Origin of the sequence: Pantoea jilinensis (assembly GCF_019104105.1) — a bacterium.
Taxonomy (GTDB): domain Bacteria; phylum Pseudomonadota; class Gammaproteobacteria; order Enterobacterales; family Enterobacteriaceae; genus Pantoea; species Pantoea eucalypti.
In genome coordinates, this window is the sequence record NZ_CP077746.1 from 2,804,547 (window position 1) to 2,828,079 (window position 23,533).

Genomic DNA, 23,533 nt, shown 5'->3' on the forward strand with positions numbered 1-23,533 from the left:
AAGATAAATAAAATCACCTGCTGGAGACGTTATGACCCGGAAACGCTATTCCTATGAACCCCGTGCTGGTCACGGTCTGCCCCACGATCCGCTCAACGCCATTATCGGACCACGACCAATCGGCTGGATTAGCTCTGTCAGCGCCAGCGGCCAGCGCAATCTGGCCCCTTACAGCTTCTTTAACTGCTTCAACTATCATCCGCCAATTATCGGTTTCGCCAGCAGCGGCTGGAAAGACAGCGTGCAGAACATTGCGGACACCAAAGAGTTTGTCTGGAACCTGGCTACCCGCCCGCTGGCCGAAGCGATGAACGAAAGTTCTGCTTCACTGCCTGCCGATCAGGATGAGTTTGCTTTTGCCGGATTAACCCCGCTGTCAGCATCACAGGTTGGTGCAAGTCTGGTGGCGGAAAGCCCGGTCAACTTTGAGTGTCGTCTGACCCAGCTGATTCAGTTGCAGGATGCCAGTGGCAATCTGGTCGACAGCTGGCTGGTGCTGGGTGAAGCGGTCGCGATCCACATCGATGAATCGCTGCTGGAAGCGGGCATTTATCAGACCGCAAAAGCCGAGCCGATTCTGCGCGCAGGTGGTCCCAGCGCCTATTACGGCATCAGCGAAACACAACGCTTTGACCTGGTCCGTCCCGACGCACGCCCTAAATAATCCTCACCCCACAAGCGCATCGGTCCGGTGCGCCCTTATCTGCGCCACCGCACGGTCGATGTCGGGTGCCAGCCAGCGATCCTGCTGCCAGCGCTCAACCACCTGCCGCAGATGCTGCCAGGCGCGCCGCGTGCCGGCTGCCAGCTGTGATTCACCGTGAAACTCCAGCGCCTGCGCCGCCAGCAGATACTCAATCGCAATGATGTGATCGACGTTGCTGACCAGCTTCAGCAGCTTTAACGCCGAACCGGTGCCAAGACTGACGTGATCCTCCTGTAATCCTGAAGTGACATAGTTATCGAGTACCGCAGGCTGCGCCAGCTGACGGTTTTCCGCGCAGAGTGAGGCCGCGACGTACTGCGCAATCATCATGCCAGAATTGACGCCAGGCTCGGCCACCAGAAACGGCGGCAGGCCACTGACCAGCGGGTTTACCAGCCGATCCAGCCGTCGTTCGGCAATGCTCCCCAGTTCCGCCAGCGCAATCGCCAGCAGGTCACAGGCCATCGCCACCGATTCACCGTGCGGATGTGACTGTGACACCACGCGCCACTCCTGCGGCGTGCCCAGAATCAACGGATTGTCGGTACAGGCATTGAGTTCAGTCTCCACCTGACGTGCGGCGTGATCAAACTGATCGCGGCAGGCGCCGTGCACCTGCGGCATCGACCGCAGACTCATCGCATCCTGAGTGCGGATGCCGACACTCGCGTTCAGCAGCGGGCTGTCTCTCAGCAACTGGCGCAGACGTTCACCACTGCGCTGTATTCCCGGGCTGGCCTTGAGTGCCAGCACCTCTGGATCAAACGCCACCAGCTGACCGCGCAGCGCTTCAAAACTCATTGCGCCTGTCACATCCGCCCAGTCCAGCAGACGCCCGGCATCGTCCAGCGCCAGGCAGGCTAAGCCGGTCATGCAAGGCGTGCCGTTGACCAGGCTCAGTCCCTCTTTGGCACCTGGCCGGTAAGGCGCTAAGCCTGCCTGGGTTAGCGCCTGCTGCGCGGGCATGATTTCGCCGTGCCACTCCACCTCGCCGATGCCGATCAGGGCCAGACCGATATGCGCCATGTGGGTCAGATAGCCCACCGATCCCTGGGACGGCACCTGAGGGGTAATCTGCAGATTCAGTAGCGCCAGCAGCTGCTGCACCAGCGCTACTGACACACCCGATTTGCCATGACTGTAGTTGGCAATCGCGGCACACAGAATGGCGCGCACCTCCGCTTTTTTCAGCACCGGCCCGACACCACAGGCATGGCTCAGTAAGGTATTGCGCGACAGCTGGCTCAGTTCATCTTCGGAAAGAGTAATGTTGCACAACGCCCCTAATCCGGTATTGATGCCGTAGGCTACCTGCCCCGCCGCGACGATGTTGCCGACGATTTCACGGCTCCGGGCAATTCGCTGCCAGGCGCTGTCGCTCAGCGTCAGAGTCGCGCCATGCCGGGCGACCTGCACCAGCTCCTGCCATTTAAGCGGACCATCGCCCCAGACCCGCGTCTGACTCATGACGTCGCTCATACCACCGGCTCCACCTGATGATGGCTGGAAATAAACTGCTTAAAGCGCGCCGATCCCGCCTCGCCGAACATCGCCTCTGGCGTGCCCTGACAATCAATCGTGCCCTGATGCATAAACACGACCCGGTTTGAGACGTTGCGGGCAAAGCCCATCTCGTGCGTGACCACCAGCATGGTGCGCCCCTCTTCGGCCAGGCTGCGCATCACCTTCAGCACCTCACCCACCAGTTCCGGATCCAGTGCCGATGTCGGTTCATCAAACAGCATCACCTCCGGGTCCATCGCCAGCGCGCGGGCGATCGCCACCCGCTGCTGCTGGCCGCCCGAAAGCTGAGCGGGATAGAAGTCTTTGCGATTCAGCAGGCCAACCCGATCCAGCAGCTGTTCTGCCTGAGCGATGCAGGCTTTTTTATCGCGCTTCAGCACGTAGTGCGGCCCTTCAATAACGTTTTGCAGTACGGTGAGATGCGACCAGAGATTAAAGCTCTGAAACACCATCCCCAGCCGGGAACGCAGCCGTTCAATCTGACGCGGGTTAGCCGCCAGCTGGTGCCCGCGTGCATGACGCTTCATCTCAATGGTTTCACCGCCCACGCTGACGACGCCAGAATCAGGCGTCTCCAGCAGGTTGATACAGCGCAGAAGCGTACTTTTACCGGAGCCGCTGGCACCGAGAATAGAGATGACATCGCCCTGATGCGCCTGCAGCGAGATGCCCTTCAGCACCTCCATCGCGCCAAAGGATTTATGGATATCGCTGGCCGACAGCGTGACGGGTGGCAGTTCAGACATTTTTTTCTCCTCCGGGGATCGGCTTAGCGGCCGGTAACGGCTTTTTTTCCGGTTTATGAACCGGTGTCAGACGCCGCTCCAGCAGGGCATACAGTTGAACAATGATGAAGTTGAGGATCAGATAGATCGCCGCCGCACAGAGAAACACCTCCATAGTGCGGTAAGTACGCTGGATAATCTGCTGCGCGACCCCGGTGACATCCCACACCGTCACCAGACTCGCCAGCGCGGTTGATTTCACCAGCAGAATCGCTTCGGTGGAGTACGCAGGCAGCGCATAACGCAGCATCACCGGCGCGATAATGCGCCGCAGCAGCAGGCCGCGCGACATGCCGCATGCCATCCCCGCTTCCACCTGACCGGGCGGGACCGCCAGCAGCGCGCCGCGCAGGATCTCCGCCGTGTAGGCGGCGGTACAGAGGGACAGGGCCAGCACCGCGCAGGTAAAAGGCTCACGCAGGAACGGCCAGAAGACGCTGTGGCGGATCACCCCAAACTGTCCCAGCCCGTAGTAGATCAGGAACAACTGAATCATCAGCGGCGAGCCGCGAAACACCAGAATGTAGCCGCGGGCGAATGCACTCAGCAGCCGCCAGCGGCTCATGCGCAGCGCCAGAATACCGACCGCCAGCACGCCCCCGCAGAGAAAGGCGCTGATAAACAGGCCTAGCGTGACCGGCAGCGCCGCGCTGAGTTTCAGGAAGGTGTCAGTAAGGAACGCAAAATCAATCATAACTCTCCTTAATGCTGTGCAGCGGTGCGGCTTTGCCAGGCGCGACCCAGACGGGATTCGGCGCGCAGAAAGGCGCGATTCGACAGCAGCGTCAGCAGCAGATAACAGGCACCGCCCACCAGGTAAAAGGAGAAGTAGTCCCGGGTAGAACCGGCTGCTATCTGGCTGGCCCGCATGAGCTCGACAATGCCGGTCACCGATACCAGCGCGGAATCTTTCAGGCTCATCTGCCAGACGTTAGACAGGCCGGGCAGCGCATAGCGCGCCACCTGCGGCAACAGGATACGTTGCCGGATGCGCCAGCGCGGCATGCCAATGGCGACGGCGGCTTCGATCTCCCCTTTCGCCAGAGCCAGCCGCGCGGCACGATAGACTTCCGCCTGGTAAGAGCCGGAGATAAGCCCGATCGCCAATGCCCCGATCAGAAACGGCGGCGCTTCGATAAAACCGTCTGCGCCAAACAGTTGTCCGATCTGCGTGATCAGTCCCGATCCACCGAAGTAGAACAGGTAGATCACCAGCAATTCAGGGATACCCCGAAAGATCACCGAGTAGCTTTCACCCAGCCAGCGTACCGCCCGGTGCGGGGATAACTTTGCGGCGGCCACGCCCGATCCCACCACCGCGCCGACCAGCAGCGCGCAAAACGACAGCAGCAACGTGGTCAGCGTGGCACTCAGAATCAACCGTCCCCAGCCGTCCGGGCCAAAACTCAGCAGGCTTATCATCAGTTACCTCACTCAGGGTGTGACGTCAGTTTTGAACCACTTCTCACTCAGCTTTTTCACTGTGCCATCGGCCAGCGCGGCTTTAATCGCCTGATCCAGTCGGGCTTTCAGATCGTTGTCGGCCATGCGTACACCCATCGCCTCGCCCTCACCCCAGATTGGGCCGCCCAGCTGAGGACCGCTGAAACTGAGGTTGCGGTTATCCGGTCGTGCCAGCATCGACTGCGCGAACGTCACATCGTCAAACACCGCATCAATGCGTCCGGCCTGCAAATCAAGAATCGCATCGGCTGAGCTGGTGTATTCACGCACATCCGCCACCCCTTTGAAGTATTTGTCGATAAACGGCGTATAGACCGTGCCAGAGGCGATACCAATCGTTTTGCCCTTCAGCGCTGCTTTCAGGGGTGCGATGGCAGGCTCAATGGTTTTTTCATCGTCAGTGAGTTTGATGATCTTGCTGTCAGCGGGCAGCAGTGACCCTTTTACCGTGATAAAGGTGGCGGGTGTTGAGGCGTAAGGCACGGTGAAATTCACCACTTTTTTGCGGTCGGGCGTAATCACAATCGCATCCATGATGACGTCATATTTTCCGGCATTCAGTCCGGCGATCATCCCATCCCAGTTCTGCACCACCAGCTTGCACTGGATCGCCATGCGCTGGCAGAGATCCGCCATCAGCTCCGGTTCGAAACCGCCCAGCTTGCCGCCCGGCAGGGTGAGGTTCCAGGGTTCATAACTGCCTTCAGTGGCAATGGTGATCGACTTCCACTCTTTAGCCTGGGCGCTGACGCCACAGAGCAGCAGACTGGAAACCAGCGTAGTAAGACATAAACGACGAAGAGTCAGAGGGTGTGTCATACGGTTCTCCTGAAGTAGCGGCCTGGTGATCGCCCTGATGAGATTTAACATAAACCCCACAAGATGATATGTCATGTATATACAAGTTAACGCAACGCAGTTCATTGCCGGCTTTTTCATTTTGTGAGCCAGACGGAATTTATTCAGATAGAGCACGCACTGCAGTACTTGTACATACAACCAAGCTAAGGTTATGCCAGCTCTGAAAAAGCGAAGAATGGAGGCGGTAGCAAGGGAGCAGCCACACAGGCTGCCCTCACCTGCACCCGATTAGCGCAGCGCTGCACCGGCGTGGCGCATCGCTGATTTACTGCGGTTTAGCCTGCGCCAGCATGGCATGAATCATCGCCTTCAGCACTTTCTGTAACTGAGCGGCACGCGCCTGCTGCCAGGCGTAAGGAGGCATCTCATCCATGTAGTTGAGCTGCGCCAGCTCCAGCTGGACGGCTTCAATATGCTGCTGCGGCTGTCCATAAGCGCGGGTGATGTAGCCGCCTTTAAAGCGTCCGTTAATCACCCAGCTGTAGTCGTTCTGTGCGCTGCATACTGCTTCAATCGCCGCGCTCATGGCAGGTGTACAGCTTGCACCGTCGTTGGTGCCAACATTGATATCGGGCAGACGGCCCTCAAACAGGCGGGGAATTTCGCTGGCGATGGAGTGAGCATCAAACAGCAGCGCATAACCATGCAGCGCTTTAAGCCGCGCCAGCTCCTGCTGAATCTGCTGATGATAAGGCTGCCAGATCTGATCGATGTAGCCCTGACGCGCCGTGGCATCAGGCGTTTTACCTGGCGCAAAGGTCGGCGTGCCGTCGAACAGCGTTTCCGGGAACAGGCCAGTGGTGGCCGTCGTGTAGAGCGGCTGGTTATCGGGCGGACGGTTAAGATCAACCACAAAACGGGAGTAGCGGCCAATTAACACGCTGGCCCCGAGGTCACGCACAAAATCATACAGCAGCGGGATATGCCAGTCGGTGTCAGGCAGGCCGCGCGCGGCCTCACTTAATCCAGCCTCCACGTCGGGTGTCAGGTCGGTCCCGGCGTGAGGAATGCTGACCAGCAGCGGCAGGCTGCCCTGGGTGAAATAGAAAGGGTTCATTGTGGTTCTCCACGATAAATAACGGTACAGGGCAGCTCACCACCCAGCCAGTAAACCAGTTCCGCGGGACGAGCCAGCGGCCAGTGCACGAAGTTTGCCACTTTTCCCGCCTCCAGCGAGCCGTGACTGTCAGCCAGCCCCAGCGCTTTTGCTCCCCACAGGGTGACGCCCGCCAGCGCCTCTTCCGGTGTCATGCCAAACAGCGTGCAACCCATATTGAGCATCAGACGCAGCGACAGCGCAGGCGAGGTGCCAGGATTCGCATCGCTGGCCAGTGCCATCGGTACCCCATGTCGCCGGAAGCTTTCCACCGGCGGGCGCTGGGTCTCACGCAGCAGGTAAAACGCACCAGGCAGCAGCACCGCGACGGTGCCATGCTCTGCCATCACCCTGGCATCCTCTTCCGTGGCGTATTCAAGATGGTCCGCAGAGAGTGCGCCGTAGCGCGCCGCCAGTGCTGCGCCCCCCAGTGCCGAAAGCTGTTCCGCATGCAATTTCACCGGCATACCCAGCGCCACCGCCCGGTCAAACACCCGCGCCACCTGCGCAGGGGAAAAGGCGAGATGCTCACAGAACGCATCCACCGCATCCGCCAGCCCCAGCGCCTTCACCTGCGGCAGGAGTCGATCGCAGATGATATCGACCCAGCTATCCGGGTCGTGCTTAAACTCCGGCGGAAAGGCATGTGCTGCCAGACAGGTGGCACGCACATCGGCGGACACGCTCTCTCCCAGCTGGCGAATCGCCCGCAGCATCCGCAGTTCGCTCTCTTCATCCAGACCATAGCCGGACTTAATCTCCACGGTGGTGACGCCTTCGGCCAGCAGCCGATCGAGCCGCCAGCGAGCCGACGCCACCAGCTCCTCTTCCGTGGCCGCGCGGGTGGCGCGCACGGTGGAGAGAATGCCGCCGCCCTGCGCGGCGATCTCTGCGTAGCTGACGCCATTCAGGCGCTGTTCAAACTCCTGACTGCGGTCGCCGCCAAACACCAGATGGGTATGACAATCCACCAGCCCTGGCGTCACGATGCCGCCTGGCAGTTGATGATGCTGATCGGCGACGAACGCGGGCATCTCCGCCTGCGGGCCCACCCATACCAGTTTACCTGCCCGCACCACCAGCGCGCCTTGCGGAATCAGATGGTACTTTCCGTCACGCATGGTAACCAGGTCGGCCCCGGTCCATACCGTATCTACACGCATCTCTTCTGCCATCGCTGCCTAAGCCTCCACCGTTTACACTGTGCCTCAAAGTATGTATATGTATATACAACCACATCCGGAGAGGATCAACCATGGTAACTTTTTTTGCCCCGCGTGCACTGCTGGCAGAGGGCTGGCAGCAGCAGGTTCGTATCACAGTTAATCAGGCGGGTTTTATCGATGCCATTGCTCCGGATAGCCATGCGGAGAATGCTGTCCAGCTCAACGGCGAGGTAATTCCGGCGATCGCCAACCTGCACTCGCATGCGTTCCAGCGTGCCATGGCGGGGCTGGCAGAAGTCGCGGGCGATCCTCAGGACAGCTTCTGGACCTGGCGGGATTTGATGTACCGCATGGTGCAGCGCCTGACACCCCGGCAGGTGGGCGATATTGCCGCCCTGCTCTACATCGAAATGCTGAAGGGCGGCTACACCCAGGTGGCGGAGTTTCACTATCTGCATCACGACCCCAGCGGCGCACCCTATGGTGATGATGCGATGCTGCAACAGCTGATCGAGGCGGCGGAGATCGCCGGTATCGGTCAGACCCTGCTGCCGGTGCTCTACAGCTACAGCGGCTTTGGCAGTCAGCCTGCAACGGCGGGTCAGAAACGTTTTATCCAGCAGACCGACCAGTATCTGCAACAGCAGGCGCGGCTGGAGGAGTGGCAGCAGCAGCGGCCACTGCTGAATCGTGGCCTCTGTTTCCATTCGCTGCGGGCAGTAAGTGAAAGTCAGATGCACGACGTGCTGGCGGCCAGCGATCCTGGGCTGCCGGTACATATCCATGTGGCTGAACAGCAGAAAGAGGTCAATGATTCACTGGCGTGGAGCGGCGAACGGCCGGTTGCCTGGCTGCTTAACCGCTTTAACGTGGATACGCGCTGGTGTCTGATCCACGCCACGCATCTGGATGAGAGCGAACTGTCACGCCTTGCCCGCAGCGGTGCGGTGGCGGGTCTCTGCCCGACCACCGAAGCCAACCTCGGTGACGGCATTTTTCCGGCGGTGGAGTATATCGCGCAGGGCGGACGCTGGGGCATTGGCTCCGACAGTCACGTCTCGCTGAGCACCCAGGAAGAGCTGCGCTGGCTGGAGTATGCGCAGCGCCTGCGCGACCAGCGCCGCAACCGAATCACCCTGCCTGACCAGCCCTCGGTAGGCGATCTGCTTTGGCAACAGGCTGCAGCAGGGGGTGCGCAGGCGTGCGGCATTCAGCAGGGTACGCTGGCGGTGGGACAACGTGCTGACTGGCTGGTGCTGCGTGATGAGGCATGGCTCGGCAGCGTGGAATCACACGCCGTAATGAACCGCTGGCTGTTTGCCGGACAGCGCGATCAGATTCGCGACGTCTATGTTGCAGGTAAAGCCGTGGTGAAAGATGGCGTGCATCCGCACCAGACAGCGTGTGCCGCACGCTTTGCTCAGGCAATGGCGGCGCTGCGATGATCGCCCGGTTCGCATATGCCGATCTGGCAGTCAGCCGCTGGCGCAACGGTGGCGGTGAGACCCGTGAGATTATCAGTTTCCCGCCCGGCGCAGATCGCTTTGGCTGGCGCGCCAGTATTGCGACCCTGGCGCAGGATGGCCCCTTCTCTCCCTTTCCGGAGATTGATCGGGTTATCACCCTGCTGCACGGCGATCCGGTGTTGTTAACCGCGCCCGGCGTGCAGCATCTGTTGACGCCGCAAAAGCCGTGGGCGTTTGCCGGCGAACTCGCCTTAACGGCACAACTGCAGGGCAGCGTCAGCGAAGATTTTAATATCATGACGCGACGTGGTGAATGGCAGGCAACGGTGGAGGTGGTGACCACAGAGGTCAGCGCGCTGCATGGCGTCGCCTGGGTGCTGGCTGGCGCATGGCAGACGGCTGACGGAGAAAAGCTGAGCGCGCAACAGGGGACGTGGTGGGTCGATGATGAGACACAACTCAGCCCGTGTGAAACGGATGCCCGGCTGCTGTTTACCCGACTTAACCGTGTCCTCTGAAGCGGCCCAGCAGTTTGTAACGTGAGCCGGGATAGAGCAATCGCGCATAGGTCACGATTTTCGTGTCGCTCCAGGTCTGACGGCGAATCAGCAGGCAGGGTTCGTGCTCATCCAGCGACAAATGCTTACGCTGACGCGCATCGGGCAGCACCGCTTCAACGATGTGCTCACCCGCCGTCAGCGGCGCGACCCGCATGAGATAGGTGTACGGCGTCATCTTCTCATAATCCTGCGTCAGGTAGTCGGGCGCGACCAGGGGATTGACCAGACGATCCTCCAGCTGCACCGGCAGATCATTTTCGTAGTGCACAATCAGCGAATGGAAGAGCGTCTGCCCGGTAGTGAGACCCAGTACGGCCGCCTGCTCGGGATCGGCTTTGTTCTGACCGATGGTAAGGATTTTTGCGCTGTGCTGATGACCTCGCTGGGCAATCTCATCGGCGATGTTATGCACCTCCAGCATGGCGGTGTACCCTTTCATCTCCGCCACAAAGGTCCCGACACCCTGCATCCGCACCAGAAATCCCTCACTGGTGAGCTCACGCAGCGCCCGGTTAATGGTCATGCGACTGACGCCCAGTTCATTGACCAGTTCACTTTCTGATGGCACACGCTGATTCGCTTTCCACAACCCTTCACGAATCTGGCTGACGATGGCCTGTTTCACCCGCTGATAGATCGGTGCGGGTTCATCGCTCATTGCCGCCGCCAGTTGTGCCAGTGCCGTATGCTCAACCATTTGCTGTTCCTTATGCTGAAAGTCCCCTGAGTTTACTGTCTCACTGCGTGAATGTATATACATCCAGCAGAGCACGCGATGCTCCGATGGTGCAGCCTCCGCATCCTGATGGTGCAGCTTCTCCCACATGCTAAACACCCGACCCGCAGCATAGGGAGATTCGATTTTTGTGATCGGCCTGGCACGTCCTTTGCTTCCTTTGCTTGATTGTATAGACAAGCATAGACAAGATTTAATGCTTATGTTTCACTCGAATTATCCCGCTGGTTCAGGGCAAGGGAAGCAGCTTCGCCACACCAGCACACTTGTATCGACAGGAGTAGGCTATGTCAGGTTCGTTTCAGGCATTGCGCCTGGTGCCAGGCGAGGTGGACCTCGCCACATTACGCGCTATCTATCAGGGTAATGTCACATTAAGTCTCGATGAGCGTGCGCGTCAGGCGATTGCAGCGGCGCAGCAAACCGTAGATGCCATTGTCGCCTCCGGTAACGTGGTGTATGGCATTAATACCGGCTTCGGCAAACTGGCGCAGACCCAAATTCCGGCCAGCCGGCTGGCGGATCTGCAGCGTAATCTGGTGTTGTCACACAGCGTCGGACTGGGCGATCTGCTGCCCGACAATGTCACCCGGCTGGTGGTCGCAACCAAAATCATCAGTCTGGCGCGCGGTCACTCTGGCGTGCGAATCGAACTCGTTGAGGCGCTGCTTGCCCTGTTTAACGCGGGTGTGATGCCCTGCATCCCGGAAAAAGGCTCTGTCGGGGCTTCTGGCGATTTGGCGCCGCTGGCGCACATGTCGCTGATGCTGCTGGGTGAAGGTCAGGTACGGCTCGCTGGTAAGCTGATCCCGGCAACAGAAGGACTGGCAAGCGTCGGCCTGTCGCCGTTTGTGCTCGGTCCAAAAGAAGGACTGGCGCTGCTCAATGGCACCCAGGTTTCGACTGCGCTGGCGCTGCGTGGCCTGTTTGAAGGTGAAAATCTGTTTGCTGCCGGTCTGATGGCGGGTGCGCTCTCGCTGGAGGCGATCAAAGGCTCGCTGAAACCGTTCGACGCCCGTATTCATAAAGCGCGTGGTCAGCAGGGCCAGATTGCGGTCGCCGCCGCCGTCAGCGCTCTGATAGAGGGCAGTGAAATTCTGCAGTCGCATACCCATTGCGGCCGCGTGCAGGACCCCTACTCCATCCGCTGCGTGCCGCAGGTGATGGGTGCCTGCCTGGACAATTTCAGCCACGCGGCGCGGATTCTGGAAATCGAAGCAAACGCAGCCTCGGACAACCCGCTGGTGTTCAGCGACAGCGGCGATGTGATCTCCGGCGGCAACTTCCACGCCGAACCCGTGGCCTTTGCCGCAGATATCCTGGCGCTGGCCATTGCTGAAGTCGGCGCCATCTCCGAGCGGCGCCTGGCGCTGCTGCTGGACAGCGGCTTATCTGGCCTGCCGCCTTTCCTGGTGCGTGACGGTGGCGTGAACTCTGGCTTTATGATCGCCCAGGTCACCGCCGCCGCGCTCGCCTCTGAGAACAAATCGCTGGCCCATCCGGGCAGCGTAGACAGTCTGCCGACCTCCGCTAACCAGGAGGATCACGTCTCAATGGCGACCTATGCCGCCCGCCGTCTCGGCAGCATGTGCTTTAACAGCGCCGCGGTGGTCGGTATTGAAGCGATGGCCGCCGCGCAGGGTATTGAATTTAACCGGCCGCTGAAAAGCTCTGTGCTGATTGAGCAGGCCATCGACACCATTCGCGAGCAGGTCGCTTTCCTTGAGGAAGATCGCCTGCTGGCACCCGATATCGAGGCCATGCGTCAGTGGGCAAGTCGCGCTGACTGGCCTCAGGCATTGACCGCGCTGCTGCCGAGCATGCGCCCAACTTCTTGAATTAAGGAATCTCTTATGAGCGAAACTCTTTCTCAGGCTGTGGCACGTGAAATTCGTGCGCCACATGGCACCACACTGCACTGCGCTAACTGGCTGATTGAAGCGGCTTACCGCATGATTCAGAACAACCTCGATCCCGATGTGGCCGAGCGGCCGGAAGATCTGGTGGTTTACGGCGGCATCGGTAAAGCAGCGCGAAACTGGGCATGCTTCGAGCAGATCCTGCGTTCGCTGCGGGCGCTGCAACCGGATGAGACGCTGCTGATCCAGAGCGGCAAACCGGTCGGCATCTTCCGCACCCACGCGGATGCGCCGCGCGTCCTGCTGGCGAACTCTAATCTGGTGCCACACTGGGCGACCTGGGATCACTTCCACGAGCTGGATAAAGCGGGCCTGATGATGTACGGCCAGATGACCGCCGGTTCCTGGATCTATATCGGTGCACAGGGCATCGTGCAGGGCACCTATGAAACCTTTGTGGAAGCGGGACGTCAGCACTATAACAACGACCTCAGCGGACGCTGGATTCTCACCGCCGGGCTGGGCGGCATGGGCGGCGCACAACCGCTGGCGGGTGTGCTGGCCGGTGCCTGCGTACTGGCGATTGAGTGCCAGGAGTCACGCATCGATTTCCGTCTGCGTACCCGCTACGTAGACTACAAAGCCACCACGCTGGACGAAGCGCTGGCCATCATCAGCGAAGCCACTGCTGCGAAAAAAGCGATTTCAGTCGGGCTGCTGGGCAATGCCGCTGAAATCCTGCCAGAGCTGGTGAAACGCGCCCGGGCGGGCGGGCCGAAGCCGGACATCGTGACCGACCAGACGTCGGCACATGACCCAATAAATGGTTATCTGCCGATTGGCTGGGATCTGGCGCGCTGGCAACAGGCGCGCGTTTCACAGCCGAAAGCGGTTGAGAAAGCCGCGCGTGCCTCTATGGCGGTTCACGTCCAGGCGATGCTCGACTTCTGTCATATGGGTATTCCGACCGTGGATTACGGCAACAACATCCGTCAGGTAGCGCTGGATGAGGGTGTCAGCAACGCCTTCGACTTCCCTGGCTTTGTCCCGGCCTATATCCGTCCGCTGTTCTGTGAAGGCAAAGGCCCGTTCCGCTGGGTGGCGTTGTCAGGCGACCCGGAGGATATCTACAAGACCGATGCCAAACTTAAAGAGCTGTTCCCGCACCACACAACGCTGCATCGCTGGCTTGATATGGCGCAGGAGCGCATCGCTTTCCAGGGCCTGCCGGCACGTATCTGCTGGCTGGGACTGGGTGAGCGACACCTTGCCGGTCTGGCGTTCAATGAAATGGTGCGCAACGGCGAGCTGAAAGCGCCGGTGGTCATTGGCCGCGACCATCTCGACTGCGGTTCAGTTGCCTCACCAAACCGCGAGACCGAAGCGATGAAAGATGGCTCGGATGCGGTCTCTGACTGGCCGCTGCTTAACGCGCTGCTGAATACCGCGGGCGGCGCGACCTGGGTCAGCCTGCATCATGGCGGCGGTGTCGGCATGGGCTTCTCGCAGCACTCTGGCGTAGTGATTGTTGCCGATGGCAGCAAAGAGGCCGATGCGCGTCTGGGTCGTGTGTTATGGAATGACCCGGCCACCGGTGTCATGCGTCACGCCGATGCAGGTTATGAGCTGGCGCAGAGCTGTGCTGCAGAGCACGGCCTGAACCTGCCAATGCAAAAATAGTCTGATATCGTTCACTAAACGGGGCGCGCTGTGGCCTGCCCCGTTTTTCTGACTTTTCCATTGTGAAACCCCTCGCTGAAATCACTTCCTTATTACTTATTCCATTTTGATTTAGCCTATAGCCATATTTAGTCCCGACAGCGATAGACGCCGCGCCACCCAATCACTAAAGTGAAATCTTCTCATTCTGTATGGAGCGCGACGCTGCATGACCCTTTCTCCTTCCCTGCTTGAAGACGCCCTGCACTGGCGCCGTGAGTTTCATCGCCAGCCCGAATTAGGTTACCAGGAACAGCAAACCAGCCAGTTTATTGCTGAAGAATTAGCGCGGGCGGGGCTGCAGGTGTTTCGTGGGCTGGCGGGAACAGGAGTCATCGGTACGCTGGAAAACGGTTCCGGTCCGGTTATCGGGCTGCGTGCGGATATGGATGCATTGCCGATTACAGAGAAAGGCGACGCTGAGTGGCGATCTTCGACGCCTGGCGTCATGCACGCCTGCGGCCACGATGGTCACAGCGCTATCCTGCTGGCCGCCGCCCGACAGCTGGCTGCCACGCGTCAGTTTAGCGGCACGGTGCATTTCATCTTTCAGCCTGCCGAAGAGAATCTGGGCGGGGCGCGCAAAATGGTGGAAGAGGGATTGTTCCAGCGCTTTCCGATGGATGCGATCTACGCGATGCACAACTGGCCGGGGCTGCCGCTGGGGTCACTGGCTGTTAATCCTGGCGCAATGATGGCGTCGCTGGATTCATTCGAAATTACCCTGCACGGTAAAAGCTGCCATGCGGCGATGCCAGAAAGTGGCGCCGATCCGATGGTGGTAGCGGCCGAGCTGATTCTGGCGCTGCAGACGATTCCCTCGCGTCGGCTCTCGCCCCTCGCCTCTGCGGTGGTCAGTGTGACGCAGATCCACGGGGGTGAAGCGATCAACGTGATTCCGGAACAGATTGTGCTGCGCGGCACAGTGCGCTGCCTGCAGACCAGCGTGCGCGAAAAAGTACGCGGACTGATTGATGAGTTTGTGACGACTCTGCCACGTCCGTTTGGCGTCAGCGGCGAGATTAACTGGCTGCCGGGCTATCCGGTCACGGCTAACCATGCGGCCCCGGCTGAGCAGGTGCGCGACGTGGCGCTGGCAACGCTGGGCGCAGAACAGGTTCACTGGCAGGTCAATCCGTCGATGGCATCAGAAGATTTTGCCTGCATGATGGAAGCCTGTCCCGGCGCTTACTTCTGGCTGGGCGCGGATGGCGAGACGCCCTCCGCGCCGCTACATAACGCTCGCTATGATTTCAACGACGCGCTGCTGCCGATTGGCATCCGTTTCTGGCAGAACCTGGTTGAACAGGCGCTGCCAGCCGCCTGACTCAGTATCCGGCAGCGGCAATCTGCTGCCCGGCCGCCGCCAGCGAGTCGCACTGGCCGCTGGCGCGCAGGCAGCAGGCGAGCTGCAATCGCAGTGACGCAGGCACCGGGCGCTGCTGATTCAGCACCTCATCAATCCAGCGCGCCGTCACCTCTGCCGTCTTGTCCGCCGGCAGTTCAACCGCCACTTCAGGCTGACGCTCGACCCACACTTCCGCTTCCACGCCTGCGCCCTGAATCATACTGATCGCCGGGCAGCGCTGCGGATTCGCATAGACTTCCCCTTCGGTGCCATTGAGCAGTATCGCTGGCGCATCAATGTCACTGAAGAATTTCGCCACGCGCGGCACATACTCCGGATGCGACACGCTCGACAGCCGCAGCGCCGCACGCTCTGCAAACGGGGTTGCCAGTTTTGCCAGCGTATGTGCGCTGTTACGGACGCCCATCCGCCAGCGCAGTGAGAGCTGTTTCGCCATTGGCGGGCAGAGGTGATCGATAGTGATAAAAACGAGTTCGCCCTGGTCGAGTTTCGCCTGCGCCAACTCTGCGGTGGTGACAGGTGTTACACCCAGTGCGGCAAACACCGCCTCACTGGTGATACGCGTCGCGTCGTCGCTGACGCCATGTACCACCACCGGGAAACCGAGTTTCACCAGCAGCAACGCCAGCAACGGCGTCAGATTGCCCCGGCGGCGCGCGCCGTTGTAGCTGGGGATGACGATCGGCATCGGCCGGTTTTCTGGCGCTCGCAGCTGCATCATCTGTGCCTGCATCGCCTGATAAAAGCCGCGCATCTCGTCTTCGCCTTCGCCCTTGATACGCAGCGCAATCAGGATGCCGCCCAGTTCCAGATCCGGCACTTCACCCGCCAGCATTGCGCCATACAGCGCCACCGCGGTATCAAAATCGATGTCGCGGGCATGATTTTTACCGCGCCCAATCTCTTTAATGATTTTATTCAGTTCCATCACTCGCTTCCGGTTAAGTGCGCGGCTTAGCGCCGCGTGGGACGTCGTTTTCGCACCGTATTTTTTGGCACCACGGTGACCGGTATCGCTTCCGGCTCTGGCGTTTCCGGCTGCGCAATCGGAAAGATCGGCAACGCGGCTAATAACCGGCTGCCGTAGGATTTGCTCAGCAGACGACGGTCGTAAATAACGATTTCGCCATAACATTGATGGCTGCGAATCAGGCGTCCGACCTGTTGAATCAGGGTGAATGAGGCGCTGGGTAAGCTCTGCACCTCAAACGGATAACGTTTCAGGCTTTTAAGCCACTCGCCTTCGGTCAAAATTACCGGACTGTCCACCGGGGGAAAAGCGATTTTGTGAATATGCACCTGACTCAGCAAATCGCCCTTCAGATCAAGCCCTTCAGCAAAGGACTGCAGGCCAATCAGAATACTGGTTTCCCCTTTGGTGACGCGCTGGCGATGCAAATCGACCAGGCGGCTGCGCGGCTGATCGCCCTGCACCAGCATCGAGAGCCGCAGGTCAGGCAGACAGGCGACAAACTGCTGCATGGCCCGGTTGCTGGCAAACAGCACCAGCACGCCTTTATGCTTTTTCTCCGCCATCTGCTGACGGAAGAAACCGGCCATCTCCGCAATGTGCTCCGCTTCGTGCGTCATCAGCGGCTCGAAGCGCATCTGCGGGATCACCAGCCTGCCCTGCTCTACATGGTTAAACGGCGAGTCCAGCGCCACAAAACGATCGCCTGCTTTTTCGCTGAGTCCCGACATCTCCTGCAGGCGGTTGAAACTGTTGAGCGATCGCAGTGTGGCAGAGGTGACCACCACATGTGGGATTTTGCGCCACAGCAGCTTTTCCAGCTGATCGCTGACGCGAATACCGGCGCAGTGAAACAGCAGATGCGCCTGACCTTCGCGCAGCTCGCGGGTGATCCATTTCGATACCGGTGCGCCAGACGCTTTTTCCATCGCCGCCAGCCGCCACAATTTGCTCACCGACTCGAACCAGCCAAACTGACGATTGAGCTGCAGCAGATTGCGATGCAATCGCACCACGTCCACCTTGCCAGTCTGCTCACTGAGTGCATTGATCAGGCCTTCGCTCAAACCGCGCAGCGCGTCGCTGAGTTTGAACAGCCGGGCACAGAGATCCAGCAGCTCCTGCGGAAGCGCACCCAGCACAAAGCGAAATTCGCCCGGCTGGTTATGCGGTGGCAGCAGCGGATTCAGCGCCTGCGCGGTCACGGTCAGCAGTTCGCGCAGCTCATCACAGTGTGCTTTCAGCCGCTCAGGGTTAGCCAGCGGCGGCGGCGATTTTGGCCGCATCTGCGTCATGATGCTGTCAACCAGCTTGATAAACAGGTCAAGTTGCAGGCTGCTCCAGCCCGGCGTAATGTCGGCGCTCATCTCCAGCGCATCGCGGGCTACGTCGGGCAAATGGTGCCCTTCATCTAACACCAGCATCAGGTTTTTAGCCGGTGGCAGCACCGACTCATTCTCCATCGCCGCCATCACCAGCGCATGATTCGCCACCACCACATCCACCTGCTCGATTTCGCGTCGCGCCACAAAGAACGGGCATTCACGATACCAGTGGCAGTGCGCGCCCAGGCAGCTTGCTTTATCGGTAGAAAGGCGCTGCCACAGGCTGTCGCTGACGTTCTCTTCGCTGTGATCGCGCAGGCCATCCCACTGATAGCGGTCCAGGGATTTTTGTAAGCGGCCACACTGCGTCTTTTCCTCTTTGGTGCTGCTGACCGCATCATCGTCCAGATAGAGCAGCAGATCGCCCTGCTGATCGGCGTCGGCTGCCATCGCCGCCAGATTGCGCGGACAGACATAGCGCCCGCGGCCAAAAGCAGCGGTAAAGGTGAGGTCGGGGATGATTTTCTTCAACAGCGGCAGATCTTTGGTGAAGATCTGATCCTGCAACGCCACATTGGCGGTGCTGATGACCAGTTGCTTTTCCTGGGCGCGGCTGGCCGCAATGCCTGGGATCAGATAAGAAAGAGTTTTACCCACGCCGGTCGGCGCTTCTACCGCCAGATGGCGCGAATCGTCACCGGCCAGGCATTTTGCCACTTCGGCAATCATCTGGCGCTGCGGCGCGCGCGGGATGAAATCAGGCACCTGCTCCTGAAGCGCTTTATACCATTGCGCTATCTGGCTTTTTACTGCGGCTGTCAGGGCCATGATTTGCGTTACCACACTGAAAATATGGCCTGTATTTTTACACAGTATCCCGGCGGCGTCAGCTTTCACGCCGAATTTTTCGTGCGCTGTCGTAAATTTCAGTGCGTGCCCGGCGGCGGTGATTTACGCCAGCACTTTGTACATTACGGTGGTGGCGTCCAGCACGCCTGCGGTGGATTCCGCATAAAACGGGATCGATCCCGCTACCTGCCAGCCCAGCGAGCGATAGAGATCGCTGGCGACATCGCCGCTGCGCGTATCCAGCACCAGCAGGGTTTTGACGCGCTCGCGCGCCCGCTGCTCGGCGCGCTGCATCAGTTCACGGGCGATGCCCTGTCGGCGTGCCTGCGGATGCACCAGCAGTTTGCTGATCTCCGCCCGGTGTCGGCCGTTTGGCATGCCGCTGCTATTGATCATCACCGTCGCCACAATGCGACCCTGTTGACGCGCCACGATTAACTCGCTGTCGCCGCCTGTGATGCTGATGATTCGCTGCTGCCAGAATCGCGTCATCAACTCACTGTCTTCAGCATCAATAAACCCGACGCTGGCCCCATCTGCCACACAGCCCTGTAAAACACGGGTCAGTTCGGCCAGATTCTGTTGCGCCTGGGTGGCGCTGAGGGTTACGTACTCAATCATGGTTTCGCCACCACCAGTAGATAGCGCGCGCCGTCGGTCAGGTGCGCCTCAAAAGCGGATTTTCCTGTCAGATGAAAACGTAAACAGTCACCTGGCTGCAACGTCCACGCCTGAGATCCCATCGTGACGGTGAGACCGCCCTCACGCAGCCAGATATGCTGCTCCAGTCCCTGGATGGGTGGTGCATCGTAATCGATACGCGCCCCAGGCCGTAACCTGCCCTCAACCAGTTCGCATCTGAAATGAAGTGCAGGAGGGGATATATTGCGGCGAATAAATCCGCTGGCCTCATCCTGCCACACCGGCTGATGCTGGCTGGTGACCAGCAAACTGGACTCCTCCTCCACCTCACTCAGCAGGCGTGACATCGTTAATCCGTAGGCGACACACAGACGGTTAAGCAGTGCAGCCGTAGGGCTGGTCTCGCCTCGCTCAATGCGCGATAATGTCGCACGACTGATGCCCGTGGCCACCGCAAGTTCATCCAGCGACCAGCCGCGTTGCAGGCGTAACTCTGACAGCCTCACAGCCAGTCGTTGCTCAGTATTCAGCTCAGACATTACTTTTCTCACTTATGGGAAACACTCTCTCAAATGAGATATAGCTGAAAAGGGCCGTATCAGTCAAGTTGTACATTGAGAAATGTATTGTACAACTTAGTTTGCTTCGTTATGGTAATTACACTCAGACCAATCGAAAGAGGAATTTATGACCTTATACAGTATCGGTGACGTCGCCGAGCGCTGTGGCATAAACCCAGTTACCCTGCGCGCCTGGCAGCGTCGTTATGGCTTACTGAAGCCGCAACGTACCGAAGGCGGACATCGTCAGTTTGATGAAGAGGATGTGCAGCGTATTGAAGAGATCATGCGCTGGATTGAAAGCGGCGTGCCGGTCGGTAAAGTAAAGGCATTGCTGGAAGGTGGCGATGTTGATGCACACGATGGCTGGACCACACTGCAGGATGAGCTAATCAGCGTATTACGTCATGTCAGACCCGCTAAACTGCGTAACAAAATTGCTGCGATTGGTCGCGAACATCCGATTGATGCGCTAATTGATCACGTTTTCATGCCTGTACGCCAGAAACTGAGTCTGGACCAGAATACTGCCCGAACCATGTGCAGCCTGCTGGATGGTTTGCTGATCGACTATGTCGCTTTCTGTCTGACCGGCAGCCGCAAAAAATCGGGAAAAGATGCGCTGATCATTGGCTGGGGTACCGACGATCGTACCCGTATCTGGCTGGAAGGCTGGCGTCTTTCACAGCATGGCTGGCGGATTGATGTGCTGGCTGAACCGCTTGATGTCCCGCGTCCTGAACTTTTTCCTGGCATGAATATGTTTGTATTTACCGGTAAAAAATTAACCCGTCGCCAGCAGGAACAGCTGTCACACTGGCAGGAACAGGGCTATGCCGTGCGGTTACATGAACCCGGCTGATAACAAAAAACGCACGCCGGGCGCTTTGCCTGCTGCCTTGCGCGCGCTATTATCCCCGCCTCACTGTTAACAAGTTCAGGTTTCCGTCATGAATGTCAAAAAAGCCTTTTTCGCCACGCTGTTTTTAATTATGGCGGTTGGCGGCACCAGCGGTCTCATGCTGGTGGGATACTCTCTCATCGTTCACTCACGCTAAGCCGACGTTGCAGGCGCTCAAAGAGGCGGTCGCTCACTATCGCCAGCAGCGCCACCAGTAGCGCTCCCTGAATCACGTAGGCGGTATTAAAGCCGCTTAGGCCGATAATCACTGGCGACCCGAGACTCTTTGCCCCGACCGTTGAGGCGATGGCCGCGGTACCGATGTTGATGATCACCGAGGTGCGTATCCCGGCAATGATCACCGGCGCAGCCAGCGCCAGCTCAATCTGCCACAGCCGCTGCCAGTTGCTCATGCCTACGCCAATAGCGATCTCCCGGATGCTGGACGGTACGCTATCAATGCCCGCCAGGGTTCCCTGTAAAATCGGCAGTAAACCGTAGAGCAGCAGTGCCACCACGGCAGGCCAGGCACCAAAGCCCATCACCGGCACCGCAATGGCCAGCACGGCTACCGGCGGAATAGTCTGGCCCGCTGCCACGATAGTTTCTATCAGCGGCCGGAACGCACGCCCTGCCCGCCGGGTTACCAGCACGCCACTGCCAATGCCGATGACGATCGCCAGCAGGCTGGCGGTGATCACCAGAAACAGATGCGCCAGCGTCAACTGCCAGAAACTCTCCTGTTGATAGAGTGGCCGGGCCAGTTCCGGAAACCAGAGATGAAACAGCGGCCCACTCAAAGGCATTAGCGTCAGCAGCGCGCCATAGAGCAGTACCAGACACAACAGCGGATCCCTTAGCCTGCGCATGTTAATGCCTCGCGCTGTCGCAGAAGGTCGCCAAAGTAGAGCACGCCCAGCGGCTGCTCCTGATCGTCAATGACCGGGAGTCTGTCTGTGCCCCGTGCAATAAACTGCGACAGGGCGTCGCGCAGCGTCAGCCCTGCAGCAATCGGTTCACCCGCCAGCCACTCGCCGCGTCGCACGGCATTACCCACCTGCTCCAGCGACAAGAGCCGTACGCCCATTTCGCTGCGGCCAAAGAAGTCGCGCACAAAATCATTTTTCGGCTGGGTCAGCAACTCAACCGGCCTGCCCTGCTGAACAATCTCACCGTTATCCATTAGCACGATGCGGTCCGCCAGCGTCAGTGCTTCGTCGATATCATGCGTCACCAGCACGATGGTTCGCCCCGACAGGCGATGAATACGCAGCATCTCCTGTTGCAGCACGCCGCGCGTCACCGGATCAAGCGCACCAAACGGCTCATCCATCAGCAGGACCTCCGGATCAGCCGCCAGCGCACGCGCCACGCCGACACGTTGCTGCTGACCGCCTGAGAGCTGATGCGGATAACGATTCAGCAGGTGCTCGTCGAGATTGAGCAGCGCCAGCAGCGTCGTGATGCGTTCGTTGATCTTTGCTCTGGACCAGCCCAGCAGCACCGGCACCGTGGCAATATTCTTTCGCACCGTCCAGTGTGGAAACAGCCCTATCGACTGAATGGCATAGCCCATGCGTTGCCTGAGCGAGCGGGCATCGAGCTGGCGAATCGACTCACCGGCAAAGCGGATTTCACCACTGTCATACTCCACCAGCCGGTTAATCATCTTCAGGGTTGTCGATTTGCCGGAGCCGGAAGTGCCGAGCAGTACACAGAACTCCCCTTTTGCCACCTGCAGCGACAGATCTTTCACCGCCGCCTTGCCGTTAAACGCGCGGCAAACGCTATCAAACTCAATCATCTTCTCTCTCCAGCAGTGAGATCAGCAGGCGGAACAGCGCATCGATGACGACCGCCAGCGCAATCACCGGGATAACCCCAAGCAGTACCAAATCAAGCGCGCTGCTTAACAGCCCCTGGAAAATAATCGCGCCAAAGCCGCCCGCGCCAATCAATGCCGCAACCACCGCCATGCCCAGCGTCTGCACCACAACGACCCGCAGGCCCGCCAGCCAGACCGGTAGCGCCAGCGGTACATCCACCGCGACAAACTGCTGCCAGCCACTCATGCCCGTGCCGCGCGCGCTTTCGCGCACCTCCTGCGGCACCTGTTGCAAGCCCACCACCACGCTGCGCACCAGCGGCAAGAGGGCGTAGAGCACCAGCGCGATCAAGGCTGGAGCCATGCCGATGCCGCTAATGCCCCAGTCACTGAGCCACGGAAAATGCTGCGCCAGTCCGGCCAGTGGCGCAATCAGCAGACCAAACAGCGCCACTGACGGCACTGTCTGAATAACATTAAGGACGCCAAACACACTGCCTTGCCAGTCAGGCCGCCGGAAAAGCGTGACGCCCAGCGGCAGTGCAAATATTAAGGCTGGCAGTACTGTACCCACCAGCAGAGTGAGATGACGGCTCAGTGCCGCATCAAACACCGCGTGACGGTTGGCATACTCTTTCAGCAGGGAGAGATCGCTGAGCTGGCCGCTGAACAGCAGCAACAGCGGCAACAGCCAGACCTGCAGATTGAGCAGCATCTGAGCGAGCCGATGGGAAGTGAGTTGACGCACCTGATCGGTAATCAGCAGCAGAATGAGTGCACCGCTGCACCATAAGCCACTGGCAAAGCTGGTTCGCGCCAGACGGCTGCCCTGCTGACTGAGTAGTGTCGCCTGATGACCGCTGAGCCAGAGCATGGCGGCCAGCAGCAGCTCTGCCGCCAGCAGCGCCAGAATCAGCGTAGTACGCCCAGGCAGACGCCACAGCAGCAACCACAGAATCATCAGCGGCAGCAGTAACAGCCCGGCGCTGCTGACCTGCCAGCTCATCAGCGGTTCACCCGCCACCAGCCGGTTAGGAGCGAAGTTAAGAAACGGCAAGGTCACCAGCGCCAGACTCAACAGCGTCAGCAGCAACAATGCTACCGGCTGCTGAGCCGGGCGGCGTATCGCGTCCCGCGCTATCAGCATCGG

Annotated in this window: 23 protein-coding genes; 8 read left to right on the forward strand and 15 right to left on the reverse strand. The window is 59.4% G+C overall.

Going from position 1 to position 23,533, the window contains the following annotated elements; all coding sequences use genetic code 11:
• Positions 1-31 precede the first annotated feature (31 nt).
• Positions 32-664: a flavin reductase family protein gene (locus tag KTJ90_RS13235; protein WP_039659265.1), complete on the forward strand. Its 633-nt coding sequence runs from the start codon at positions 32-34 to the stop codon at positions 662-664.
• 3 nt (positions 665-667) lie between these two features.
• On the opposite strand, the gene hutH (KTJ90_RS13240) is transcribed toward KTJ90_RS13235, so the two are convergent.
• The 7 genes from hutH (KTJ90_RS13240) to hutI form a co-directional block, all read right to left on the reverse strand.
• The gene (hutH, locus tag KTJ90_RS13240; protein WP_039659302.1) at positions 668-2,173 is read right to left on the reverse strand and encodes a histidine ammonia-lyase; all 1,506 of its coding nucleotides are present in this window, start codon (positions 2,171-2,173) and stop codon (positions 668-670) included.
• An 8-nt stretch (positions 2,174-2,181) separates the two neighbouring features.
• Positions 2,182-2,976 (reverse strand): ABC transporter ATP-binding protein, encoded by a 795-nt coding sequence (locus tag KTJ90_RS13245; RefSeq protein WP_003851746.1) that lies wholly within the window; start codon positions 2,974-2,976, stop codon positions 2,182-2,184.
• A complete protein-coding gene (locus KTJ90_RS13250; RefSeq protein ID WP_008925091.1) occupies positions 2,969-3,709 on the reverse strand; it encodes an ABC transporter permease in 741 nt (246 codons plus the stop codon). Before KTJ90_RS13250 ends, KTJ90_RS13245 begins: the two co-directional genes overlap by 8 nt.
• An 8-nt stretch (positions 3,710-3,717) precedes the next feature.
• Positions 3,718-4,437 carry an ABC transporter permease gene (locus KTJ90_RS13255; protein ID WP_003851749.1) on the reverse strand — a complete coding sequence of 240 codons (720 nt, stop codon included), beginning with the start codon at positions 4,435-4,437 and terminating at the stop codon, positions 3,718-3,720.
• Positions 4,438-4,449: 12 nt separating this feature from the next.
• Positions 4,450-5,298 (reverse strand): transporter substrate-binding domain-containing protein, encoded by an 849-nt coding sequence (locus tag KTJ90_RS13260; RefSeq protein ID WP_008925090.1) that lies wholly within the window; start codon positions 5,296-5,298, stop codon positions 4,450-4,452.
• A 307-nt stretch (positions 5,299-5,605) separates the two neighbouring features.
• Positions 5,606-6,397 (reverse strand): N-formylglutamate deformylase, encoded by a 792-nt coding sequence (hutG, locus tag KTJ90_RS13265; RefSeq protein ID WP_008925089.1) that lies wholly within the window; start codon positions 6,395-6,397, stop codon positions 5,606-5,608.
• Positions 6,394-7,611 (reverse strand): imidazolonepropionase, encoded by a 1,218-nt coding sequence (gene hutI, locus KTJ90_RS13270; RefSeq protein WP_039659260.1) that lies wholly within the window; start codon positions 7,609-7,611, stop codon positions 6,394-6,396. The genes hutG and hutI overlap by 4 nt, the downstream gene beginning before the upstream one ends.
• Positions 7,612-7,691: 80 nt before the next feature.
• Between hutI and KTJ90_RS13275 the strand changes: the two genes are divergently transcribed.
• Positions 7,692-9,047, forward strand: a complete 1,356-nt coding sequence (locus KTJ90_RS13275) for a formimidoylglutamate deiminase (protein ID WP_182629986.1) — start codon at positions 7,692-7,694, stop codon at positions 9,045-9,047.
• Positions 9,044-9,586: a HutD/Ves family protein gene (locus tag KTJ90_RS13280; protein ID WP_039659255.1), complete on the forward strand. Its 543-nt coding sequence runs from the start codon at positions 9,044-9,046 to the stop codon at positions 9,584-9,586. Before KTJ90_RS13275 ends, KTJ90_RS13280 begins: the two co-directional genes overlap by 4 nt.
• On the opposite strand, the gene hutC is transcribed toward KTJ90_RS13280, so the two are convergent.
• Positions 9,570-10,325 (reverse strand): histidine utilization transcriptional repressor HutC, encoded by a 756-nt coding sequence (gene hutC, locus KTJ90_RS13285; protein ID WP_039659254.1) that lies wholly within the window; start codon positions 10,323-10,325, stop codon positions 9,570-9,572. The two genes, KTJ90_RS13280 and hutC, sit on opposite strands and share 17 nt — an antisense overlap.
• 326 nt (positions 10,326-10,651) lie before the next feature.
• Here hutC and hutH (KTJ90_RS13290) point away from each other — a divergent pair, with 326 nt between their 5' ends.
• The 3 genes from hutH (KTJ90_RS13290) to KTJ90_RS13300 all read left to right on the forward strand — a co-directional run bounded on the left by hutH (KTJ90_RS13290) (position 10,652) and on the right by KTJ90_RS13300 (position 15,269).
• Positions 10,652-12,202, forward strand: coding sequence for a histidine ammonia-lyase (gene hutH, locus KTJ90_RS13290; protein ID WP_039659252.1), 1,551 nt, complete (start codon positions 10,652-10,654; stop codon positions 12,200-12,202).
• A gap of 15 nt (positions 12,203-12,217) precedes the next feature.
• Positions 12,218-13,903 (forward strand): urocanate hydratase, encoded by a 1,686-nt coding sequence (hutU, locus tag KTJ90_RS13295; protein WP_499024939.1) that lies wholly within the window; start codon positions 12,218-12,220, stop codon positions 13,901-13,903.
• A gap of 208 nt (positions 13,904-14,111) precedes the next feature.
• Positions 14,112-15,269: a M20 aminoacylase family protein gene (locus tag KTJ90_RS13300; protein ID WP_438477118.1), complete on the forward strand. Its 1,158-nt coding sequence runs from the start codon at positions 14,112-14,114 to the stop codon at positions 15,267-15,269.
• A 1-nt stretch (position 15,270) separates the two neighbouring features.
• On the opposite strand, the gene ybiB is transcribed toward KTJ90_RS13300, so the two are convergent.
• The 4 genes from ybiB to KTJ90_RS13320 all read right to left on the reverse strand — a co-directional run bounded on the left by ybiB (position 15,271) and on the right by KTJ90_RS13320 (position 19,636).
• Positions 15,271-16,239 (reverse strand): DNA-binding protein YbiB, encoded by a 969-nt coding sequence (ybiB, locus tag KTJ90_RS13305; RefSeq protein WP_499024943.1) that lies wholly within the window; start codon positions 16,237-16,239, stop codon positions 15,271-15,273.
• 26 nt (positions 16,240-16,265) lie between these two features.
• The gene (gene dinG, locus KTJ90_RS13310) at positions 16,266-18,434 is read right to left on the reverse strand and encodes an ATP-dependent DNA helicase DinG (protein ID WP_499024948.1); all 2,169 of its coding nucleotides are present in this window, start codon (positions 18,432-18,434) and stop codon (positions 16,266-16,268) included.
• Positions 18,435-18,557: 123 nt separating this feature from the next.
• Positions 18,558-19,076, reverse strand: a complete 519-nt coding sequence (locus tag KTJ90_RS13315) for a GNAT family N-acetyltransferase (RefSeq protein ID WP_499024949.1) — start codon at positions 19,074-19,076, stop codon at positions 18,558-18,560.
• Positions 19,073-19,636 carry an XRE family transcriptional regulator gene (locus tag KTJ90_RS13320; protein ID WP_008925079.1) on the reverse strand — a complete coding sequence of 188 codons (564 nt, stop codon included), beginning with the start codon at positions 19,634-19,636 and terminating at the stop codon, positions 19,073-19,075. The genes KTJ90_RS13315 and KTJ90_RS13320 overlap by 4 nt, the downstream gene beginning before the upstream one ends.
• 148 nt (positions 19,637-19,784) lie before the next feature.
• Between KTJ90_RS13320 and KTJ90_RS13325 the strand changes: the two genes are divergently transcribed.
• Both KTJ90_RS13325 and KTJ90_RS13330 read left to right on the forward strand, forming a co-directional pair.
• Positions 19,785-20,519: a MerR family transcriptional regulator gene (locus tag KTJ90_RS13325; protein ID WP_003851779.1), complete on the forward strand. Its 735-nt coding sequence runs from the start codon at positions 19,785-19,787 to the stop codon at positions 20,517-20,519.
• An 88-nt stretch (positions 20,520-20,607) separates the two neighbouring features.
• Entirely contained in the window at positions 20,608-20,715 is a 108-nt protein-coding gene (locus KTJ90_RS13330; RefSeq protein ID WP_499024952.1) for a YohO family small membrane protein, read from the forward strand.
• On the opposite strand, the gene KTJ90_RS13335 is transcribed toward KTJ90_RS13330, so the two are convergent.
• From KTJ90_RS13335 to KTJ90_RS13345, 3 genes are read right to left on the reverse strand one after another with little or no spacing between them, the layout of a single operon-like run.
• Positions 20,696-21,427, reverse strand: a complete 732-nt coding sequence (locus KTJ90_RS13335; RefSeq protein ID WP_499024954.1) for an ABC transporter permease — start codon at positions 21,425-21,427, stop codon at positions 20,696-20,698. The genes KTJ90_RS13330 and KTJ90_RS13335 overlap by 20 nt on opposite strands.
• Positions 21,415-22,362 (reverse strand): ABC transporter ATP-binding protein, encoded by a 948-nt coding sequence (locus KTJ90_RS13340; protein ID WP_003851781.1) that lies wholly within the window; start codon positions 22,360-22,362, stop codon positions 21,415-21,417. Before KTJ90_RS13340 ends, KTJ90_RS13335 begins: the two co-directional genes overlap by 13 nt.
• Positions 22,355-23,530, reverse strand: a complete 1,176-nt coding sequence (locus KTJ90_RS13345) for an ABC transporter permease (RefSeq protein WP_312546575.1) — start codon at positions 23,528-23,530, stop codon at positions 22,355-22,357. Before KTJ90_RS13345 ends, KTJ90_RS13340 begins: the two co-directional genes overlap by 8 nt.
• Positions 23,531-23,533: the final 3 nt, after the last annotated feature.